General features: G+C 38.8%; 17 protein-coding genes. 3 read left to right on the forward strand and 14 right to left on the reverse strand.

Annotated features, from left to right (window positions below):
* Positions 1–206: 206 nt before the first annotated feature.
* Both HMJ38_RS13270 and HMJ38_RS13275 read right to left on the reverse strand, forming a co-directional pair.
* Positions 207–980 carry a class I SAM-dependent methyltransferase gene (locus tag HMJ38_RS13270; protein ID WP_228780044.1) on the reverse strand — a complete coding sequence of 258 codons (774 nt, stop codon included), beginning with the start codon at positions 978–980 and terminating at the stop codon, positions 207–209.
* 43 nt (positions 981–1023) lie between these two features.
* Positions 1024–2457, reverse strand: a complete 1434-nt coding sequence (locus HMJ38_RS13275) for a nucleoside hydrolase-like domain-containing protein (protein WP_228780045.1) — start codon at positions 2455–2457, stop codon at positions 1024–1026.
* 142 nt (positions 2458–2599) lie between these two features.
* Between HMJ38_RS13275 and HMJ38_RS13280 the strand changes: the two genes are divergently transcribed.
* On the forward strand, positions 2600–3136 hold the full coding sequence (locus HMJ38_RS13280) for a hypothetical protein (protein ID WP_194974889.1): 537 nt from the start codon (positions 2600–2602) through the stop codon (positions 3134–3136).
* Between the two features lie 97 nt (positions 3137–3233).
* Here the strand turns inward: HMJ38_RS13280 and HMJ38_RS13285 are convergent, their stop codons facing one another.
* The 9 genes from HMJ38_RS13285 to HMJ38_RS13325 form a co-directional block, all read right to left on the reverse strand.
* A complete protein-coding gene (locus HMJ38_RS13285) occupies positions 3234–3458 on the reverse strand; it encodes a CDGSH iron-sulfur domain-containing protein (protein WP_194974890.1) in 225 nt (74 codons plus the stop codon).
* A 136-nt stretch (positions 3459–3594) separates the two neighbouring features.
* The gene (locus HMJ38_RS13290) at positions 3595–4578 is read right to left on the reverse strand and encodes a glycoside hydrolase family 43 protein (protein ID WP_194974891.1); all 984 of its coding nucleotides are present in this window, start codon (positions 4576–4578) and stop codon (positions 3595–3597) included.
* A 58-nt stretch (positions 4579–4636) separates the two neighbouring features.
* Positions 4637–4933: a type II toxin-antitoxin system RelE/ParE family toxin gene (locus HMJ38_RS13295; protein ID WP_194974892.1), complete on the reverse strand. Its 297-nt coding sequence runs from the start codon at positions 4931–4933 to the stop codon at positions 4637–4639.
* Positions 4918–5157: a hypothetical protein gene (locus HMJ38_RS13300; protein WP_194974893.1), complete on the reverse strand. Its 240-nt coding sequence runs from the start codon at positions 5155–5157 to the stop codon at positions 4918–4920. The genes HMJ38_RS13295 and HMJ38_RS13300 overlap by 16 nt, the downstream gene beginning before the upstream one ends.
* Before the next feature lie 161 nt (positions 5158–5318).
* Positions 5319–6170 carry an N-acetylmuramoyl-L-alanine amidase-like domain-containing protein gene (locus HMJ38_RS13305; protein ID WP_194974894.1) on the reverse strand — a complete coding sequence of 284 codons (852 nt, stop codon included), beginning with the start codon at positions 6168–6170 and terminating at the stop codon, positions 5319–5321.
* 111 nt (positions 6171–6281) lie between these two features.
* Positions 6282–6506, reverse strand: a complete 225-nt coding sequence (locus HMJ38_RS13310; protein ID WP_194974895.1) for a type II toxin-antitoxin system RelE/ParE family toxin — start codon at positions 6504–6506, stop codon at positions 6282–6284.
* Complete coding sequence (locus HMJ38_RS13315; RefSeq protein WP_194974896.1) at positions 6491–6727, reverse strand: hypothetical protein; 237 nt, start codon at positions 6725–6727, stop codon at positions 6491–6493. Before HMJ38_RS13315 ends, HMJ38_RS13310 begins: the two co-directional genes overlap by 16 nt.
* A 107-nt stretch (positions 6728–6834) precedes the next feature.
* Entirely contained in the window at positions 6835–7239 is a 405-nt protein-coding gene (locus tag HMJ38_RS13320) for a hypothetical protein (protein ID WP_194974897.1), read from the reverse strand.
* 35 nt (positions 7240–7274) lie between these two features.
* The gene (locus HMJ38_RS13325; RefSeq protein ID WP_194974898.1) at positions 7275–7655 is read right to left on the reverse strand and encodes a hypothetical protein; all 381 of its coding nucleotides are present in this window, start codon (positions 7653–7655) and stop codon (positions 7275–7277) included.
* A gap of 334 nt (positions 7656–7989) precedes the next feature.
* Here HMJ38_RS13325 and HMJ38_RS13330 point away from each other — a divergent pair, with 334 nt between their 5' ends.
* Together HMJ38_RS13330 and HMJ38_RS13335 are read left to right on the forward strand one after the other, a co-directional pair.
* The gene (locus HMJ38_RS13330; RefSeq protein ID WP_194974899.1) at positions 7990–9204 is read left to right on the forward strand and encodes a serine hydrolase domain-containing protein; all 1215 of its coding nucleotides are present in this window, start codon (positions 7990–7992) and stop codon (positions 9202–9204) included.
* A gap of 99 nt (positions 9205–9303) precedes the next feature.
* The gene (locus HMJ38_RS13335; protein ID WP_228780046.1) at positions 9304–9555 is read left to right on the forward strand and encodes a beta-lactamase family protein; all 252 of its coding nucleotides are present in this window, start codon (positions 9304–9306) and stop codon (positions 9553–9555) included.
* Here HMJ38_RS13335 and HMJ38_RS13340 read toward each other — a convergent pair.
* The 3 genes from HMJ38_RS13340 to HMJ38_RS13350 are packed head-to-tail and all read right to left on the reverse strand — an operon-like array spanning position 9503 to position 15440.
* Positions 9503–11347, reverse strand: coding sequence for a glycoside hydrolase family 2 protein (locus HMJ38_RS13340; RefSeq protein ID WP_194974900.1), 1845 nt, complete (start codon positions 11345–11347; stop codon positions 9503–9505). The genes HMJ38_RS13335 and HMJ38_RS13340 overlap by 53 nt on opposite strands.
* Before the next feature lie 19 nt (positions 11348–11366).
* On the reverse strand, positions 11367–12608 hold the full coding sequence (locus tag HMJ38_RS13345; protein WP_194974901.1) for a mandelate racemase/muconate lactonizing enzyme family protein: 1242 nt from the start codon (positions 12606–12608) through the stop codon (positions 11367–11369).
* A gap of 27 nt (positions 12609–12635) precedes the next feature.
* Positions 12636–15440: a glycoside hydrolase family 2 protein gene (locus HMJ38_RS13350; protein ID WP_194974902.1), complete on the reverse strand. Its 2805-nt coding sequence runs from the start codon at positions 15438–15440 to the stop codon at positions 12636–12638.
* Positions 15441–15625 lie beyond the last annotated feature (185 nt).

Consider the following 15625-nt stretch of genomic DNA (forward strand, 5'->3'; position numbering starts at 1 on the left):
TCCAAAGTATTTCATATCAAAAGTATCATTAGGTTTCCAATAAATTTGAAATGGTCATTGTCATTCAAGAAGGGATATAGCAACAAATGGGCTTGGAAATATCAGATTCCTCTGTGAAAATCTCTAACTGACCCAAATGGCTTAACGGAATACTTTTCATTATGCCAATAAAGGTTTGTGGATTATTAAAATAGATTCTATTCAGATTATTTCTCAGCAATAACCAGCATTTCAAAATCCTCAGTTGTTAAGGTGTCGTTTCTTGAAAAAGCTCCCAAATGTGCTCCATTGATATCTATTTTAGTATATCCCAATGATTTCAGCATCCATTTTATTTCACTTGGCACATAATACCTTTCATTGCTTTCAATTGATTTTTTATTCCCGTCATCATCAATAAAATCAGTAATAGAGTGATCTCTAAAGGTCATTAAATCAAAAGTATTACTGCGATAGGTCGTACCAGTTGATCCATTTTCCTTATTGGTGAAGGCTTCGACAGAATGGTAGAGTGGAAATAAACCATTGAGCGTAGTGAAAATGAATTTGCCTTTGTTTTTTAATGATTTGGTAACCTGCTTCAATATTTCATAATTCATTTCATCGGTTTCCATCAAAGGAAATCCTCCTTCACATAGCATGATGGCAACATCAAATTCATTGAGGAAAGGAAGGTCTCTGGCATCAGCTTCAATAAAGTTGATCTGAAGATTAAGAAGTGCTGCTTTTTCCTTTGCCCTTTTTAATTGAGATGCAGAAAGATCTATTCCTGTAATATCATAACCTCTTTTTGTCAATTCGATGCTGTGCCGACCTGTCCCACAACCAACATCCAAGATTTTTAAGGTTTTATTAAAATCAAGCTCCTTTTCGAGAAAATCACATTCCCCAACCGTGCCTTGGGTAAACTCCTCTTGGTCGTACTTTTGAGCAAAGTTCTCAAACATTGCTTCATACCATTGTTTCTTAATTTCCATCATGTTATTTAATTTATAGCATTGATTTTCAATTAATTAAATTACTTTACTTAACTGAAAGGATTATCCTTCTATAAGATACCAATTCGTGGGTGCCATTATCTCTTACCTCCAGTATCAGGTGAATTTCAGAATTGCCGATATCTCGAGGAAGCTCTAATTCCTGCTTCTTTTTGTTGGGTTCATTTAAAAAAAACTGACCCTTATAGCTACTAGCCTCTTGGTAATAAAACCAATTGAAATTGATTACATCCCCATCAGGATCAAATGATCCTGATGCATCCAAAATGACCCTGGCGCCGGGTTCTTCTTTTATTCTGATAATTTGATTGCCTCCTGCACTATTGATTAGGGCAACAGGTTCATGATTTACCTCCTCAGGACCTTTGGTGGAATATTGTAACCTGTTCAAAAAACTGGTTTTTGCAGCGGGGATCCATCGTTCCAATTCGCTTCTTTCCAATCCACAGGTATGAAAATAGCCATCCGGAAATTGCTCTCCCATAGACCGGAACATGCTGCCCCAACTTCCCTGGGTAGGGTCCAATGGATCATTGAGACCAAGTGCGGCACTAATCAGGTACAGAAAAGCAGGCGTATCCCCTTCTCCCCCATGATCATAATATGCTGACATCGGACCATTGCCATTGACTTCTTTTTGATCCATCACCTTTAAATACTTCCAAAAATGTCCATTGTCATGTAAAAACCAGGCTGGATTAACCCTTTCACTTTTGAAAGTTGAGGTTACAGTTCCCATATTATTACACTTCAAAGCCTGAACTTTATCCAGGTCTATCATATAATCAAAAGTGATGTCCTGAAGAAGAATTCCGAAAATGTGGATCTTGGTTAGAAGTTTCTTGAATTTTTCCTCCCCCTTTCTTTCTCTGTAGCGGTATAGTGCCTGAACAAATGTAATGGGGCCTCCCCACATTTGCACGAAAATCGGCCGGTCATCTTCTTTATCAAAAACCTCCTGAAGATATTCGCTACCCTCTGAATCTTTTGGTTCCCCGTTAGGATTCAGCCCATCTCCTATCCAATCATGAAAGGTAATATCACCCCATTCACTTTCCACATATCGGCCCGCGATTTCCTGCGCAAATTTCTTCTCATTTGTTAGCCAAATAATTGGCAATGCCCCTCTTCCTTTTTTTGTGACGCCTGCAAGTTCAGCATAGCTAGGAAAATCTTCATGATGTCTTTTAAGTTGTGCATATTCTTCCCGGTAAGCATCCAAAATATTATTGACCTTGATCCAAGGACCATCTTGATTATAGTTAAAATCCGGTAGTTGTTGGGTGATAATGATGGCTTCTGTATCAAAATAATGCGAATAATAAAGATACCTGATCAGGGAATTACCGTCATCATGGGTCATATCCGTCATGATCACCACACGGTATTTTTCCTGCGCCATGGAAGGAACGCCAATTATGGATAAGATGAGAAGGAAAGAGAAAATATATCTTTTCATGGGACTGAATGTGAATCACTAGAAAATATAACTTGAAAACATCTATAAACAAATCAAAACTATTTTATCGGCAAATTGAAAAGGAATAATCATAAATTTGATTTTCCATGTTTACCTCTAAAACTTAAAGCCTTTCGATCCTATGCAAATAAAAATCAAAGATCTCCTCCTGATTCACGGACTTAAATCTATGCCTATTGTATCTTTGATGACAGTAATCGTGTTCATCTCATGCTCCGGAAACAATGCAGGCAAGAGCGAATCAGAAAGCACATTGACCGAACAGGCTGGAAAGACTTTTTCTGAAATCAATCTGGAAACTTTTGGATACCTGGAAGAAGTCATGGGCTGTAGTTGTTATTTGGCGACAGACAGTCTTCAATTCCGACAGCAAAATTTTATTTATGCAGAAAAATATGGTCTTCCGGATAAAAAAGATTTTGGCTTCATCAAATTGGACAATCAATTGATCCGATTGGAAGTCCTTTCTGTAGAAAACAATTCAGAGGAATCTTCGAGAAATGTAAGGTTAGGAAATGAACAGGTAGAAGTTTGGTTGAAACTCAAGTTAAGCGAAAGCAACGAGCCTGAAGTATTACCTGCTAAGGGCGAAATTCAAATACATATTCCAGACCGTCTTCCATGGATCCAAACAGTGGTTGGGACTTGCGGATGCTAATTCAAACAGCAGTAAAAACCTTTTATAAAAAATGGCCTCGGTTAAATTGCCTTAAATCAACAACTAACCGAGGCCATATTCATTTGATCTCTAGGGATTATACTTTTTTTGGCGGGAGGTCGAAAGCAACAGCATCGTGTTCCAAATGCCCACGATGTGAGCCGTCACAAAAAGGTTTGTTTTTGGACATTCCACAACGGCAAAGTCCCAATACAGTCCGACCTTGCAGTCCGTAAGCATTTCCTTGGGCATCCACAATTTCGAAGTCACCTTCTACCTTCAAAGATCCATTGGAATTAACAGTGATTTTAGTATTAGCCATATTTTTTCATTTAAAGTTTATATTAACAAACCTAGTTTAGGTAATTTAAACCAAACCGAAAAAGGTTTTTCATAATTTTAAAATTTTAAACTTTCTATGATCTATTTCTCAGGCTTTTAAATATTTTGGTTTAACATCAATCCAAAGGATTTGCCGGAACTCCTTCAAAGGTGATTTTGACAGGTATGATCAGGCCATTTTCGTCAAATTCCATCTTGTCAATACAAGTTACCCGGTGATTGCCATCCGTTTCACCCAACGGTCTGCGATGGTATACAATATAGTATTGGTCAGTTTTGGGAACATGCAAGACCGAATGATGTCCCGCACCGGTGGCCACTTCTGTATCCTGTTCCAATACTACTCCAATCCGCTCAAAAGGGCCAAAGGGATTGTCTGCAATCGCATAGGCTACTTTATAGTCAGGACCGGTCCAACCTCCCTCCGACCACATAAAATAATACTTCCCATCCCGCATAAACATAAAGGGACCTTCCACATAACTTTCCGGTGTCACTTCTCTATAATATTCCCCATCGTCAAAAGGCTCCAAACCTGTAAAATCTTCGTTGAGTTTGACCACATTGCATTTTCCCCAACCTCCATAATACATCAAAAAGCTTCCGTCTTTATCCTTGAAAATAAATTGGTCAATCGGCTGTGCTCCATTGATAATATCTTGGATCAAAGGCTTGCCCAACAAATCCTTAAATGGCCCTTGTGGTTGGTCGGCAACAGCCACACCTATTCCCCCTACTTCTCCTTCATGCACATCATTGGCTGCAAAAAAGAGAAAATATTTGCCTTTGTTTTCAATTACCCCAGGTGCCCACATGGCAGAATCCGCCCAGGCCACTTCAGCTGTATCGATGATCCTTTCATGCTTGGTCCAATTGACCAAGTCAGGGGAAGAAAAACAATCCATAAAGACCTGTCTGTGGAATTTGTCGGAGTAAGTCGGGTAAATCCAATACGTATCCCCATAAATAATCGCTTCAGGGTCGGCATACCATCCTTCGAAAAGGGGATTTCCGGAGAAGTGCAGGTTTTGGTTTTGTGGGCTGGATTTACATGATAAAACTAAAAATGCAAAAAGAAGAAGGTATGTTTTTTTTAGCATGAGGCTTTGACTTGTAAAGGTGTATAAGGTTTCGGAATTCTTTCTTAATGATGTTTATCTAAATTTTACTCCTGGAATCTCCTGACCGGGTATCAAAGAAATTTAACAGAATAATCTCTTTTTCTGTCACTCTATAAAACAACCTGTTATGTTTTGTTATTAAGAAACCTCTTATTCCTAATTTTTCATTCTCAATTGTACCTAAAAATGGCTGATGAGATAATAGATCAACAATATCATAAGTTTTTCTTACAAAAGATTTCGTTACATTTTTGCCCCATCTTTTTTCTAAAAAATCTATGATCCTATTAAATTTTAATAAGGATCTTTTAGTCCATACTATTTCTTTAACCATTCGTCATGTTGTTTTTTAGCGACATCATGACGGACCAGGTTTTCAGGATCTTTACTTTCTTCAAAGCTGATCAACAATTCATTTTTTTCTTCCAAAGTCAAACTTTCCCAAAGCTTTCCTGATTCATTCAAATTTAATTTTTGAATCAATTCATAATAAACTTTGATTAACTCCTGATCATCAATCTGATCGATTAACTTATGAAACTTTTCTTTAATTAGCATTACCCTATGTCTTTGATTAATACAAACCAATTATAAAGATAAAAACAAATCTTAAAAATTCGGTTCATTTTTTAAATAGCAATGTTGCGTAAAACAGCTTGTAACTCAAATTGCTTGCATATAATATTTATTTTAAATTTTTATGAATGCTTGATCTAAAATCATTTACTGGGTTCAACCAACCTCCCCACCATTATCCCTGATTGCGACTTATTACCTTTCAGGTAATCGTGCAAAGGCATTTCGGAAATCTCCACCTTCATATTTTTTGTTCCTGCATGCAATAAATGGATCCTGCCTTCCTTTTCTATGGCAAAGCCCACATGTACGATATCCAAGTTTTGCATGGAAGTAGTGATGGCAATCAGGTCACCGGATTTGATGTTCTTTTCGTAGTTGACTATTTCATCTTTTGGGATATAGTGATAGGTTTTTTTGCTGATTTCAGCTTCAGTTACCTTTAGCCGCTTCACAAATTCAGGATTTCCCAACTGTGCATAATATTGGGGATTGGAACTCATAAAGCTTGGGTTATTGGCATAAACCTTACCACCTATTTCCTTGGTGACATCTTTTATGATTCCCTTTTGTTCGTTCTGGTAAACCCAATCCGAAAAATAATGTAACCGGGATGGGTAGTCCTTTCTGATTCCATCCTGATACCTGAGCAATTCCAGTTCCCGCGCATAATCCTCAAAAGAAAATTCCCCCATTTGTGCCAACCTTGCCAAAGTGACGACAGTTTCCAGGTAAGTGGTACAATCCAGGCCCATGAGATCTATCACCAGTTTTTCTTCCCCAGGCAGTTCCAAAGTTTTCTCCACATAGGGTGTATTGAGAAACCATTTCCCTATTTCGATGATGCGTTCATTGGGAGACTTTTCCGAAAGGTCGATTTCTGAAAGTTTCAGCAGGTAGGCATCAAGACGTTCTTTGCTTTCAGCGGTGCAGACAGTTTGGCTTTTCACTAAGACTGGTATAAGGAAGACGATGATAATTGGAATCAGGCGCATGGATTGATTAATAATTTTGTTTTAAATATAAAAGAATTGATTATTCCAATTCCAGTTTTTCAGGATTTTGCCATGTATCCCAAACCCTGATGATGTGAATTGTGTCAGAAGTTACTTGATAAATAATTGGTAGTGTTTTAGGGACTTTATTCTAATTCCATGAAAATCGCTTAATGGTCCTACTTCAGGAAATTCCGAAATTAAATTTGCACCTTCTTTAAAAAGATTTTCCAGTTTTTCACTGTAAGTTTTACTCTTGGTCTTATAAAGCCAAAAACGATAAATTCTAAATCTATCTTCAATAGCAGTTTGAGTCCAAATTATTTTTTTAGCCATTCCTGTATCAGGTTATCGGCTTGTTCATTAGAATAGAGCCTACCTTCTTTGACATCTTTGAGTCCTAATTCAATAGCTTTTTTTTCCTCCTCACTTAGTTTGTAAGAGGTTTCCATGTTAGATTCCAGGTTTACCAACCTATAAATTTCCGATAGTATTTCGGTATCCGTGATAGAGGTTATTTTATTGATAATCTCTAACTTAAGCTCAGTTGTTGACATTTTTTTCTAATTTAATATTTCAATTTAGCGCTGTTTTTTTTCAATTACAAATGAACACATTGAAAACCAATTCCCGCCTAATTTGAAAAATAAATCTCATTCCGAATTTAATTCTCTGAGTTCACAATCAACTTCCACTCCACCAACACCAATCCCATCACCACCGCTACTTCAGCCAAAAAATAAACAACTCCCAAAACTGTCAATTCGGAATAGAAAAAATAAACCAATCCCAAAGTCAGACAGCAATACATGAAATTAGCAATGCTGATACCAAAAAGAAAAGTTTTCCAATTACCCTTCAAGAAAAAATAGCAGTAAAAAGAATACACCGCAAAAACCAATGCAATCAGGGAAAGAAAAGTGAGGATATCCTTGGGCATCCCAAAAGTTTCCTCAAAAGGCCTAAGAACTCCAAACAAAAAAAATGCAGTCAACAAAGCACCAAAACCATCGATTAGAAATATGGTTTTAGGGTTATTATTAAGCCTAGAGAGGATATTGGCCTTCAATTTTTCAATATTTCAATTTTCCAAATTTTTCAATCTCAATCCACCGGCCAGATCCTTATCGTATAATTCACCTGATCATCCGGGACATGAACCAATATCGGAAAATCTCCTTCGGGTTTATGAATCGGCATATTGTAAATGGTCGGAGGATTATCGAAAAAAGATTTTTCCCCATCCGTTTTAAAAGAGAATTTTTGACCATCGAGTCCAGGGAAATTGAGTGATCTTTCCAATTCCGGACTGAGGATGATAATAGAGTCTTTTTGATTCAATCTTGGAATTCCATGATACCAAGGCAACTCTTCCAGGCTTTTCAATTCAAAATTCTTTTTTGGATTAGGGCTAATGTCTTGAGAAAAAGATGAGAAACAAATCCCTGAGATGAAAACGAGGCAAATGGATATTGATTTTTTCATGACTCGATAAATTTAAATGTGAAAAACTTAATGGATTACAAGTCTATTTACGAAATAATAATGAAATAGTTGATATTTAAATGATATATGCTTTGTCAAGTAAGGTAGATTTGAGATATATAGATCAGCGATGATTTCGTGTTTATTCTGCCTAGTATTTTACTGAAAATTCAGTGTATTTTTTTGGCTCAAACAAAACAATACTTCAATTTAATTAATTAAATTTAGCATGGCTATAAAAAAACATGAACAATCCAGTAGAGTTATTATGACTTTTTCCATTTTTTTCATGATTTTGTAGTTAATTCATTAGGGATAAATCTGAAGTTAGTTTATGAATAAACAACTAAAGAAAATCAGGACCATCATTGGAATTATCATTTTGGGGTTGGTTACTATTCTGGCACTTGGTTATCTCTATTTACGTAACAGTGAATGGTGGATTGCTGTTTCACTCTTTAGCGATAAAACCCGTTTAGAGAATTTCCAGAATTTTCATAACCTCTTTCCATCAGAACAAATTAATCATGGTGAGAGCACTGGGGAATTTAGCTTTGAAAGCAAAGATCTTCCGGAATACTTTGAATTCGAAGGAAACCAAAAAAACATCAAGGAATTTTTAGAACAAACTTGGACTACCGGCCTTATAGTTGCCCAGGGGAAACGGATTCTTTTTGAAGAATATTATAGAGATTACAATGAAGAATCTTTAGTCACATCCTTTTCAGTGGCAAAGTCTGTAATCTCCGCATTGATTGGCATTGCAATCGAAGAGGGATATATTGGATCCGTTGAAGACCGGGTTGAAACATACCTGTCTGAATTCAGTGGAACAGCATATGGGGCGGTCAGTATTCAGGATCTTCTGACCATGTCTTCCGGAATAGGATTCAATGAAAATTACGATAACTTTACCTCAGATATTACTTTGCTGCCAATCAGGGTATTCGGATTTGGGCACCGATTACCTGACCTTTTGAAAGAACTACCTAAAATTCGCGAACCCGGAACCTATAATCAATACATTAGTAGCGATACGATAGTTTTAGGCTTGATTTTGCAGGAAGCCACTGGTATGAGTATAGGCCGATTTTTGGAAGATAAAATCTGGAAACCTGCAGGTATGGAAGCTACAGCATATTGGAATACGGACACCTTCGGTTTTACCCTTTCCCACGCCTTTCTTTCAGCAAGATTAAGAGACTTTCTACGCTTTGGTCGAATATATATCAATGGTGGTATGGCCCAAGGTCGGCAGATTATCCCAGAGTGGTGGATTAAAGAATCTATATACCGAACTGAACCCCGCCTTCAACCTGGCAAGAATCCATTGAGCGATTGGACATTTGGTTATGGGTATCAATGGTGGATTCCTGAGAACCCTGATGGAGATTATTCAGCTATTGGGATTTGGGGCCAGTATATATACATCCACCCCGTGTATGATGTAGTAATCGTAAAGACTAGTGCAGATTATGACTTTGATGTTAGGGACCATGAAACAATAGCCATGTTTAGGACTTTGGCCCAGTGGGCATCAGAAAAGTGACAATGTCATTTTTTTTATCATTCATCAAAAAGATTCTTTAATGGGCCTAAATTCAAACCAGAGGCCAAAGCGGCCTATTCGGATTCGAATTACCAGCATTTGGGAAAAATCATTGAGGAGGTTTCAGAATATTCCATTCCAGAGATTATGAAAGCTTATATCTTCGATCCTTTGGGGCTGAAAAACACCTATGTGTATCAGGATGCATCTGATAATATTCCCAATCCTTTTTTTTGGTTCCAAGAAACTTTGGCTACCCAAATACATGGCATCGCTCCTATTTCAACTATAATTCCATTTATTTATAAAGCTCCTTATGTAATTTCCTCAAAACCTCCACAGGAAATTTGATCACCTTTCTATCATAAGTCATCAGTCCATTGGTCTCTATTTCCACATCTGTAGTTTGGGTGTAGACCGCCGCGGCTAGACCTAAGGGAATCAGTGCTTTAAGGTCCACGATCAAGCGCTGATATCTCGCCAAAAGTTCTTCCTGGGTTTTGAAGGATTGATAGCCCCAATTGTCCTTGTCCTGCCAGGTATGTCCTTCCACAGGAAGCCCCAATCCCCCGTATTCTCCCAATACCAGCACATTCACCTTTCCAAACAAATCCGGTGAGGGCATCACAGGATCTGGATAATTGTGCACATCAAAGATATCTCCGGTAATTTTATTTCCTTCGAGTTCAAAATTCCCACCTGAGGCAGAATTGACCAATCTTGTTGGATCATAGGCTTGGGTCCATTCGGTGATTTCTTTGGTTTTGAACTGCCCCCAAGCTTCGTTGAAGGGTACCCAAACTACAATGGATGGAAAATGATGAAATGCATCCATAATGGCTTTCCACTCGGTTTTGAAAATTGACTCGGATTCAGGTGTTCTGTCTTTGTCAAGGCCTTTTCGGTAAATGCCGGGTTTGGACTCCCAGACATTTCCCATATCCCCGCTGGGCATATCCTGCCAAACCAACATACCCAATTTATCACAGTGATAGTACCATCGGGCAGGTTCCACTTTTACATGTTTACGGATCATATTGAAACCCATTTCCTGCGTTTTGATAATGTCAAAAGCCAAAGCCTCATCCGTAGGCGCAGTGTAAAGACCATCAGGCCACCAACCCTGATCCAAGGGGCCATATTGAAACAAGGACTTTCCGTTCAGTTCCATTACCTGCATGCCATTGGCATCATAGCCAATGGATATTTTCCTCAAAGCCCCATAGGATTTTACCTGATCCACTACCCTATTGCCACGCTTCAAGCTGATTTCAAAATCATACAAATGGGGATTTTCAGGTGACCAAGATTTAGGATCGGGTATATTCAAATTCAAACCTTTGCCAACTTCACCCTGAACTTCTGCAATTACCTGATCACCATCCAATGCTTTCACTTCCAAAGTAAATTGACCTGAATTCAAATCGTTGCCAGTTTCAATCAGAAACTTGCCATTATCCCAATCAGGGGTGATTTTTAAAGCTGATATGTATGACTCTGGAACAAATTCCATCCAGACAGTCTGCCAGATCCCTGTCACCGGAGTGTACCAAATACTTCGTGGCCGATTGATCTGTTTGCCTCTTGGCTGTGGTCCGTCATCAGTCGGATCCCAAACCCTGACCATAATTTCCTGTTGCTGTCCTTTGTTCAACAAGCTGCTGATATCAAAAGAAAAAGGATCATATCCTCCTTGGTGAACACCGGCTGATTTCCCATTCACAAACACCTCCGCTTCCCAATCCACTGCTCCGAAATGAAGCATGACTTTTCCTTTTCTGTCCTTATTGGCAATAGTCATTGTCTTTTTATACCAAAGCTCCTTTTCCGCGCCAACAGGTTTCATAACACCCGATAAATAAGATTCTACAGGGAAGGGAACCGTGATTATTCCCTGAAATTGTTCAGGTTTACTGCTTCCTTTTTCCAAAATCGCATAATCCCAAGACCCATTCAGATTGGTCCAATTTTCCCTGACCATCTGCGGTCGGGGATATTCCTGATGTGGTGCACTGGCATCCACTTGTTCAGCCCATGGGGATAGGATCGGATTGGTGTTGAGGTTTTGGGCTTGTAAAAAAAAGGGCTGAATTAAGAAACCAAATACATAGACATAGTGCAAAATGTGCTTGAAGCTTTTCATGTTTGGGTCGGTTGTTGGGTTAAGAATTGATGATTTTGGCTTTTATGAAAATGTATTCATCATATTCCAGACCCAATCCTGGACCTGAGGGAACTTTGATAAAACCATTTTCGATATCAAAATGAGGGTAATACCAATCAGGATATTTTTTCTTTCCACCCGGAAATTCCTGATATCCTTCCAATATAGGCGAAACAGAAGCTAATTGAAAGAAAGGTGCTGCTAAGGGGTCATCTTTTGGGCTATGAGGCGCCAAACTCAATCCATTGGCAATCGCCAATTTTTCCACATAAAATGCCCGCAGCATTCCTCCATTATAGTATAAATCCGGTTGAAGCACATGATACACTTTGTTTTGGGCAATATCGCGCCATCTGAGATAGGAAGTATCTTGCTCTCCACCTGCCAGTTTCATGGTTTTCAGGCTTGCGGCAATCTTTTGATTAGACGCATAGTCCTCCCAATAACAGGGTTCCTCAAAAATGGAAACACCATAATCTTCCAAAAAAGCAGCCATTTTTAGTCCTTCCTGAAGATCAAAAGAACTATTGGCATCTGCATAAATGGTCAAATCATCCCCAAAAGTTTTCTTTAACAGTTGAATCAGATTTTCTGACCGGCCCGGTGCAGCATCGGCATTGCGGCTCATTCGACCGCCAACTTTTACTTTGACGGCTTTAGCACCTGTCTCGGCAAGTTGTCTTTGAAGATTGGCTACTTCTTCCTCGGGGCTGGTTTCACGGGTCAAACTTGAAACATACATGGGAATTTCGGTTCGGATTCTCTTTCCAAAAAAATCAGAGGAAGGAACACCTGCTGCTTTTCCCAATAAATCCATCACTGCGATTTCGATCTGTCCTATACAATTGAACAATGGAATTCCGGAATACTTATAAACCCCTCTGTCATGAGCGATGGTATCCAAAATCTGTTCGATATCCCGGGCATCTTTGTCTATAAAAAAGGGTTGAATCAACTTTTTCAGAATCGGTAAGAGAAACTCCATTCTGAAATTAAGTACAGTGGTACCCTGAAGTCCGTCTTTGGAAGTGACGACAATAAATCGGTTTCCAACTGATTCCAGGACTTCTATTTTTTGAATGAAAATAGGGAATTTTATCACAGATTGAATGTCCAAAATAGGGGAAGGATAAGTATTCCCATTTTCTTCATTGATTGAATCAGCAAAGGCTTTACCAATATTAATTGATGAGGTCAATCCTATTACAGCACTTTTTGAGATAAATTCCCGTCTTTTCATTTTAATTCAATTTCCTTTTTGATCAGTTTACTTAAAATCAAACCATAGTTTTATCCCAAAAGGGGTATCTCCTGTATGGCTTACGCCACTGCCTTTTTCACCACTCGGACCCATCGTCTCGGGTCCAGAGAATTTATTACCAATAGGCGATATCTGATGGAGGAAAGATATATCGCCTTTTGGCATTTTTGGAGTAACTCCTGCAGTGGCATGGGGTGGATTTTCGGGATTGTACAGTTTGAAAAACATTCCCGGTGTGCCGGAATATATTTGGATATTTCCTTCTTCCGTCTGCAGTTCCATGGCATATAGATTGGCATGGTAGCCTTTGAATTCGGGATAAATCAAGTTATCATAACTGTAACCAGTCATGGTATTGTTATAAGCTTTTTCCCATAAGCCAAATTCAGCGCCTTTTAACCTGTTTTTCCAAACCCTATAAGGACCATCTCCTACCCACGTCACACCTTTTACCTTTTCTTCAGGATAAGAAAATGATATCCCCAAATAGTCAATGCCTCCACCACCAAAGGCAGGACCATTGGATTCAAAAGACAACAGTCCGGAACTATGGACAGTCCAAGTAGCCTTTTTGGGATAGGCTGAATAGGCTATGTGGACCTGAATACTTCCCTCCTCGTCCATTTCCCAATACACTTTTTCCACCTGTGAATCCATTCCTTCCACCATTGGGCCGTTGGCAAATGAAAAGAACTTTGTTCCGTTTTGAACTTTAGTCAAACCACCTGTTTCAAGATCAAAAGAATAAGTCATCTCTCCTGCCTGTATTTTCAATTGACCGTTTTCTTCCTCCATTTGAACCATATTCATTTCACTTGAACCGGATTCAATTAATTCTCTTGTTAAAAAGTCCGAAGGAGGGTGAATTGGCCAACTCCAAGTATATAATTCCTTACCATTCCAATCAAAGGCACTAATTGAGAGGTAATCCGATTGATCAAAATTATCAGGAAGGTCTAGGTCTATTCTCTTTGTTTCACCTGGAAGTACGTCAGGAAGGTTGATTAGTTTTTTATGGACATCACTTTGACTCTCTAAGCCATTGATAGAAAAAAGTTTCCATTCAAGTTTGCAGTCCTCTAATGAGGAATAGATATATTGATTTTCTATTAAAATCTCCCCGTTGAAATTGGCGTTGAGGTTGAAAGGCTGAACTTGTATCGGGGACCATATTTCCTTTATGGTGTAAAAACTTCCTTCCTTTTCTTTATAAGGGCCCAAAATTCCGTCAGGGGCATGGTTATCATCAGCATCCAACTCTCCGTTTCTATCTGTTCTGACCACTGCTTCATCTGCAAACACCCAAAGAAACCCACCGGAATAAACCGGATTTCTTTTGAATGCATGCCAATAGTCATCCAATCCTGCACCATGACCGCCATCATAAAGTCCATGCATAAATTCCGTGGGCATGAACGGAACCTGGCCATGGGTCAATCTTTGTACGCCTGCATTATATTTAAAATAGTGGAAGATATCCATGCCATTCCTGATTAACCATGGGTAGATGACTGGCCGTTTTTGGATATCGTATTCATGAAACCATTTCTCATTTTCAAAATCCCAACCCCCTTCATTGCCGTGGTCCCATATCACTACCGAAGGATGATTGGCATCTTTGAGGACGGTGGCTTTGATGACCTTCGGCCCGACTTCGGTATCATAGCCTTGCTGCCAACCTGCCACCTCATCCAAAACAAACAAGCCGAGAGAATCGCAAAGGTCCAAAAACCGCTCATCAGGTGGGTAATGCGACATCCTTACCGCATTCATGTTCATCTCCTTCATCAACAAGATATCTTCCAAATGATTGGCTTCACTCAAAGCTCTACCTGAATTAGGATAAAATGAATGCCTGTTCACTCCTTTGAAGACAACTCGTTTGCCGTTGACATAAATCCCATCCTGTTCCCTCAGTTCAACTGTCCTGAATCCAAAGTTCTCCTTCTTTTGAAAAACGATATTTTCATTTTGCATCAAGATAAATGATGCCTCGTACAGATGAGGGTGTTCGGGGTTCCATGTTTTGATACCTTCAATTTTTCCTGAAAGCCAAGAATCCTCGCTTATATCTGCTGATTCAATGCTTCTTATTCCTAAATCAGAACCTTTTTCTCTGATCTCAATTTTAACTTTGGCATTTTTGGGTGGATTATTGATTTCAATCAGACTGTTGAAAGTACCATCTGCTTTGGCATCTATTGCAAGTCTTGTAAAATGTGCATTGGGTAAAACTTCCAGGTAAACCGGTCTGAAAATCCCACCAAAAATCCAAAAATCGGCTTCTCTTTCTGCCCTGTTCACCGAAGCATTTGCAGAGTGCTTGTTTACTTCTACTTCTAGGACATTATTCTTGCCATAATTAACCAATTTGGAGATGTCATAGTTAAATCTATAAAAACCACCTTGATGCATTTCCCCAACAGATTTCCCATTGATTTTAACCTTGGTATCGGTCATTGCCCCTTCAAAAATAATGTTGATGGTTTTTCCTCTCCAATCTGAAGGTACCTCAAAGGAATGTTTGTAAAACCCGGTTTCCTTTCCTAAAACCCGCTCGGCGTTTTTATGGTCGTGTCCGTAATTGTAGGTACCGAAACCATGCAGTTCCCAATTAGAGGGAACAGGAATGGTACTCCAAGTTTCAGCTTCCCGGCCATCCGATACCATAAATTCCCAATCTACCGTTTCTGCGGCATCCTTACCGGAAAGGTAAATTCTTTGATAATCCACCTGGGCCAAACTGGAATGCAGAATAGAAAAAATCAGAAAAATAGATGTCAGCGTATTTTTGAGCGTATTGGAGTTCATCCTGGTTATTTTAGGTTTAAGGGTATTAGGGAAGAATATAAAATATTCCACTTATCACTTTCGACTACATACATTCTAAGATAGTTCTTAAATTCAATTATCAAAATTACAAAAGTCACTTACTCTCGAAATCGTTTGCGTAATCAGCTGGTCAGGTTGCTTGAATTACATACACTTAATGTAGA

Origin of the sequence: Aquiflexum lacus, from assembly GCF_015476655.1 — a bacterium.
Lineage (GTDB): Bacteria > Bacteroidota > Bacteroidia > Cytophagales > Cyclobacteriaceae > Aquiflexum > Aquiflexum lacus.

Bases quoted from the DNA above. Each gene is read 5' to 3' on its own strand.
- HMJ38_RS13270 (WP_228780044.1), bottom strand. From the start codon at position 980: ATGATGGAAATTAAGAAACAATGGTATGAAGCAATGTTTGAGAACTTT.
- HMJ38_RS13275 (WP_228780045.1), bottom strand. From the start codon at position 2,457: ATGAAAAGATATATTTTCTCTTTCCTTCTCATCTTATCCATAATTGGC.
- HMJ38_RS13280 (WP_194974889.1), top strand. From the start codon at position 2,600: ATGCAAATAAAAATCAAAGATCTCCTCCTGATTCACGGACTTAAATCT.
- HMJ38_RS13285 (WP_194974890.1), bottom strand. From the start codon at position 3,458: ATGGCTAATACTAAAATCACTGTTAATTCCAATGGATCTTTGAAGGTA.
- HMJ38_RS13290 (WP_194974891.1), bottom strand. From the start codon at position 4,578: ATGCTAAAAAAAACATACCTTCTTCTTTTTGCATTTTTAGTTTTATCA.
- HMJ38_RS13295 (WP_194974892.1), bottom strand. From the start codon at position 4,933: ATGGTTAAAGAAATAGTATGGACTAAAAGATCCTTATTAAAATTTAAT.
- HMJ38_RS13300 (WP_194974893.1), bottom strand. From the start codon at position 5,157: ATGCTAATTAAAGAAAAGTTTCATAAGTTAATCGATCAGATTGATGAT.
- HMJ38_RS13305 (WP_194974894.1), bottom strand. From the start codon at position 6,170: ATGCGCCTGATTCCAATTATCATCGTCTTCCTTATACCAGTCTTAGTG.
- HMJ38_RS13310 (WP_194974895.1), bottom strand. From the start codon at position 6,506: ATGGCTAAAAAAATAATTTGGACTCAAACTGCTATTGAAGATAGATTT.
- HMJ38_RS13315 (WP_194974896.1), bottom strand. From the start codon at position 6,727: ATGTCAACAACTGAGCTTAAGTTAGAGATTATCAATAAAATAACCTCT.
- HMJ38_RS13325 (WP_194974898.1), bottom strand. From the start codon at position 7,655: ATGAAAAAATCAATATCCATTTGCCTCGTTTTCATCTCAGGGATTTGT.
- HMJ38_RS13330 (WP_194974899.1), top strand. From the start codon at position 7,990: ATGAATAAACAACTAAAGAAAATCAGGACCATCATTGGAATTATCATT.
- HMJ38_RS13340 (WP_194974900.1), bottom strand. From the start codon at position 11,347: ATGAAAAGCTTCAAGCACATTTTGCACTATGTCTATGTATTTGGTTTC.
- HMJ38_RS13345 (WP_194974901.1), bottom strand. From the start codon at position 12,608: ATGAAAAGACGGGAATTTATCTCAAAAAGTGCTGTAATAGGATTGACC.
- HMJ38_RS13350 (WP_194974902.1), bottom strand. From the start codon at position 15,440: ATGAACTCCAATACGCTCAAAAATACGCTGACATCTATTTTTCTGATT.